This is a genomic window from Streptomyces sp. NPDC006551, from assembly GCF_040611675.1.
Classification (GTDB): Bacteria; Actinomycetota; Actinomycetes; order Streptomycetales; family Streptomycetaceae; genus Streptomyces.
Genome location: NZ_JBEXOT010000089.1, coordinates 1 through 4,433 on the forward strand (window position 1 = coordinate 1; position 4,433 = coordinate 4,433).

Annotated in this window: 3 protein-coding genes and 2 pseudogenes; 2 read left to right on the forward strand and 3 right to left on the reverse strand. The window is 73.4% G+C overall.

Translation table 11 applies throughout. The features are described 5' to 3' along the window. Positions 1-42: 42 nt before the first annotated feature. The 3 genes and pseudogenes from ABZY12_RS34180 to ABZY12_RS34190 all read right to left on the reverse strand — a co-directional run. Positions 43-408, reverse strand: a pseudogene (locus tag ABZY12_RS34180) (thiamine pyrophosphate-requiring protein); the annotation flags it as partial. Positions 409-416: 8 nt separating this feature from the next. Then, positions 417-1,347: pseudogene (gene ligD, locus ABZY12_RS34185) on the reverse strand (non-homologous end-joining DNA ligase). 17 nt (positions 1,348-1,364) lie between these two features. Further along, on the reverse strand, positions 1,365-2,015 hold the full coding sequence (locus ABZY12_RS34190; protein ID WP_356897331.1) for a HemK2/MTQ2 family protein methyltransferase: 651 nt from the start codon (positions 2,013-2,015) through the stop codon (positions 1,365-1,367). Positions 2,016-2,131: 116 nt separating this feature from the next. On the opposite strand from ABZY12_RS34190, the gene ABZY12_RS34195 reads away from it, so the two are divergent. Next, positions 2,132-2,803 (forward strand): HAD family hydrolase, encoded by a 672-nt coding sequence (locus ABZY12_RS34195; protein WP_356897333.1) that lies wholly within the window; start codon positions 2,132-2,134, stop codon positions 2,801-2,803. A 49-nt stretch (positions 2,804-2,852) separates the two neighbouring features. Next, complete coding sequence (locus ABZY12_RS34200; RefSeq protein WP_356897335.1) at positions 2,853-4,406, forward strand: FAD-dependent oxidoreductase; 1,554 nt, start codon at positions 2,853-2,855, stop codon at positions 4,404-4,406. The last annotated feature ends 27 nt before the right edge of the window (positions 4,407-4,433 follow it).

Here is a 4,433-nt window from a genome sequence, read left to right on the forward strand (position 1 = left end):
TTGACTCGCCTGCCCGAGGTCCGGGACTTCATTCACCCGCCCTCAATGCCTTCGGCCGGCGGGCGACTTGCGGGGGGTCAGGAACTCCTGGACCTTCGCCTTGAAGCCCTGCTTGAGCACGGCGGCCCGGTCGCTGTCGCCCTGGAGCACGGCCGCGGCCGCGGCCTCGATCTGGTCGAGGGAGGCGTGGGGCGGAATCGGCGGTACCGCCGGGTCGGTGAGGAAGTCGAGGACGCACGGCCGGTCCGAGGCCAGCGCCCACTCCCAGGCGTCCCGCACGTCGCCCGGCTTCTCCACCCGCAGGCCGCCCAGCCCCACGGACCGCGCGAAGTCGGCGTACGGTACGTCCGGCAGCGCCTGCGAGGGCAGGAACTGCGGGGCGCCGGTCATGGCCCGCATCTCCCAGGTGGCTCCGCTCAGGCGCGCAGGGCGGCGAGGCGTCGGCGGGCCGGGCCGAGCGAGCGGCCGCGACGCGGGGCGTCGTGCCAGGGGTCGTCCCGGAGCAGGGCGTCGACGTCGGCGAGGCGTCGACGCCCCGCGGTGAGGTCCGGTGACTCGACGTCGGCCCAGGTGACCGGTGCGGCGACGGGCGCGCCGGGACGGGCGCGGACGGCATAGGGCACCACGGCCGTCTGGGTAGGCGTTGCGCTGGATGTCGAGATGGAGCCGGCCCCGGCGCGCCTTCTTCCGGGCCTCGGTGGTGAGCGTGTCGGGGTGGCGGGACGCGAGCAGTTGGGCGAGGTCACGGGCGAAGGCGCGTACGTCGTCGAAGGGGGCACGCCGGTCCAGCGGGACGAGGACGTGCAGTCCGCGGGAGCCGGTGGTCATGACGGCGGACGGCAGTCCGACCTCCTCCAGAAGCCGGCGCAGCTGTCGTGCCGCGTCCCGGACGGGCGCGAAGTCGTCCCTGGCCGGGTCGAGATCGAAGAGGAGCCGGTCGGGGTGGTCCGGCCGGTCGACCCTGGACAGGAAGCGGTGCGGGGTGATGCAGGCCTGGCTCGCGAGATAGGCCGGCGTGGCGGTGTCGTCGCAGATCACGCAGGTGACCCTGCCGTCCGACTTGGGCAGCTCGGCGTGGTGCACCCAGTCGGGGAAGTACTCCGGAAGGTCCTTCTGCATGAACCCCCCGGCGTCGATCCCGTCGGGGTGGCGTTCCAGCATGAGAGGCCGCCCGCGCAGATGGGGCAGCATCCGCGGGGCGACCGTACGGTAGTAGTCGACGAGATCGGCCTTGGTGATGCCCTCCTCGGGGAACAGGTGCTTGCCCGGGCGGCTCACCTCGACCGTGCGCCGCCCGACGTGGACGGATGTCTTCGCACCGGACGGCGCGCCCTGGCTGCCATGGATGCCTCCTCGTCGCCGGTTCAGGCGCGGGTCGCGCGGATGACGACGAGCTCTTCGGTCCGCAGCCCGGTCTCGACGAGTCCGCGGTCCTCGAACCAGTCCGCCCGGGCCGTCATCACCGGCCCGAAGGCTTGGGTACGGCTGCGGGCCACTTCGGCGTCCAGGCCGACGCGGTGGAGGGCGTCGATGGTGGCGGTGACACCGGAGAGCGAGGACTGGACGAGCAGCAGCACACCGGACGGGTTGAGCAGGAGCGGCGCCTGGCGGCAGATGCGGTCGAGGAGCAGGCGCCCGTCGGGCCCGGCGTCCCAGGCCCTGCCCGGGCCGTGCGCGGGCGGCTCGGGGTTCTCGGCCGGTACGTACGGCGGATTGGCGGTGACCAAGTCGAACCGTTCCCCCGCCACCGGCTGGCCCAGGTCTCCCCTGTACAGCCGGACCCGGCAGTCGTGGAGCCGGGCGTTGAGCCCGGCGGTGGCCACCGCGGTCCGGGAGACGTCGACGGCGGTGGCGCGCGCGCCCCGGAGGGCGGCGGCGATGGCGATGATGCCCGTGCCGGTGCACAGGTCCAGCGAACGGGTGCCTGGCCGGACGTCCTCGTCGGCCAGGACCTCCAACAGCAGTTCCGTGTCTCCCTGAGGGGCGTACACATTCGGCGGCTTGATCATGCGCATGAGCCGCAGGTGCCCGCGCCGCGCGTTTCCACGCCTCTTCGGGCGCGGCGGTTTCTCCCCTGGTGCGCGGGTAGCCGCGCCAGGAAGCGACCCGCCGTCGAAGGAGGCGACCCAGGATGACCCGCGCAGCTCTGTTCGACGTGGACGGCACCCTGGCCGACACCAACCATCTGCACGTGGTCACGTGGTGGGAGGCGTTCCGCCAGTCGGGGCACGACGTCCCGATGCACGCCATCCACCGGGCCATCGGGCTCGGCAGCGAGGACCTCATCGCCCATCTGCTGGGCGACGCCCGCGACACGCGGCAGGACTCCGCGATCAGCGCCGCGCACAAGACGCTGTACGCCACCTACTTCGACCGGCTGCCCGCGCTGGACTCGGCGGGGACACTGCTGCGGACGGTGGCCGGCCAGGGCTGGACGGTCGTGCTCGTCACGTCGGCGAGCGGTCATGAGCTGGAGGCGCTGCGCCGTGCGATCGACGCGGACGAGGTGATCGCGCGGACGGCGAGCTCCGACGACGTGGAGGAGGGCAAACCCGCGCCGGAACCGGTGCGGCACGCGCTCGACCTCGTCGAGGTGCCGCCGGAGCGCGCCGTACTGGTCGGGGACACGGTCTGGGACATGAAGGCGGGGAGCCGGGCCGGGGTGGCGTGCGTGGGCCTGCTGTGCGGGGGCATTCCCGCCGACGACCTTCGCGCCGCCGGGGCGGAGGCCGTGTACGCGGACCCCGCCGAGCTCCTGACCCGGTTGGCGCAGAGCCCGCTGGCGTACGAGGGCGGCCCCTGAGCGAGGGGTCGCCACGCATCCCCGGGGGCTTTCAGGGCAATCGCGCCCTATGAACGAACTCACCGGCACTCATGGTTCCCACTGGCTGCGGACGGCCGCTTTCCCGGCCTATCCCCCGCTCACCGGCGACACCGAGGCCGATGTGGCCGTGATCGGTGGAGGCATCGCGGGACTCAGCGTCGCCTGGGAGCTCACCCGGGCGGGCCGCTCCGTGGTGGTCCTGGAAGGCGGCCGGGTCGCGGGCGGTGTCACCGGCCACACCACCGCGAAGGTGAGCGCCCTGCACACCCTGGTCTATGACGACCTCCGGAAGTCCCGCGGCCCGGACGCGGCCCGCGCTTACGCGCAATCGCAGATGGCCGCGGTGCGTCACATCGGCGAGGTGGCGGCCGAGCTCGGCGTCGACTGCGAGCTCGAAGGCCGGGCGGCCTTCACGTACTGCGAGGATCCGGGCGGTGTCGAGAAACTGCGGGCCGAGGCGGAAGCCGCGCGGGAAGCCGGGCTCGACGCGTCGTTCGTGACCGAGACCGGACTGCCCTTCCCGGTCGCCGGAGCGGTCCGCGTCGAGGGGCAGGCACAGTTCCACCCGCGGAAGTACCTGCGCGCGCTGGCCGAGGATCTGACGGCGCGCGGAGGGCGGATCCACGAGCGGACCCGCGTCGTCGACCTGGACCGGGGCGAGCCCTGCCGCCTGACGACGTCCTCCGGCGACTCGGTGACCGCGCGGGACGTGGTCGTCGCCACCCACCACCCGGTCTTCGACCGGGGCATGCTCACCGCCCGTCTCACCCAGCACCGCGATCTGGTGGTGGCGGGGCCGCTGCCCGCGGACCGGGACCCCGACGGGATGTACATCACGCAGGAAGAGGGAAAGCGCTCGGTGCGCACCGCCCCGTACGGGGACGGCAGGCTGCTGATCGTGACCGGCGAGGTCTTCGCCCCGGGCACGGAACCGGACACCGAAGGACGCTACGAGCGTCTGGAGCGGTGGACGCGGGAGAGGTTCCCCGGCGTGGAGATCACCCACCGCTGGGCGGCCCAGGACAACGCCTCCACCGACACGGTCCCCCTCATCGGTCCCCTGCACCACGGCGACGGCCATGTGTACGTGGTCACGGGCTTCGCCGGGTGGGGGATGGCCGGCGGGGTCCTGTCCGGTCTGCTGCTCGGCTCCCTCGTCGCGGGCCGCCCCGTGGAGCGGGAGTGGGCGGAACTCTACGATCCGCGGCGGCCGGGGGCCGTCGCCCGCACGGCGCCCGCCGTCGCCAAGGCGCAGTGGGACGTCGGCAAGCACTTCGTGAAGGACCGGCTGGACTCGCTCGGCGCCGGTGCGCGGCGCACGGTGGACGATGTCCGGCCCGGCACGGGTGAGGTCCTGCGCGTGGAGGGGCGGCCCTGCGCCGTGTACCGGGAGGAGGGCGGCTCGCTGCACTCCGTCTCGGCGGTCTGTACGCACATGGGCTGCCTGGTGGCCTTCAATCCCGCCGAGCGGACCTGGGAGTGCCCGTGCCACGGCTCCCGTTTCGGCGTCGACGGCGACGTCCTCCAGGGCCCGGCGCTGCACCCGCTGGAGCGGCGGGAGCCGAAGGAGGACCGGGGTTGAAGTCGCACGCGGCGGGCAGGTGTGGTT

Coding starts and splice junctions, on each gene's coding strand:
- ABZY12_RS34190 (WP_356897331.1), bottom strand. CDS start 2,015: ATGCGCATGATCAAGCCGCCGAATGTGTACGCCCCTCAGGGAGACACG.
- ABZY12_RS34195 (WP_356897333.1), top strand. CDS start 2,132: ATGACCCGCGCAGCTCTGTTCGACGTGGACGGCACCCTGGCCGACACC.
- ABZY12_RS34200 (WP_356897335.1), top strand. CDS start 2,853: ATGAACGAACTCACCGGCACTCATGGTTCCCACTGGCTGCGGACGGCC.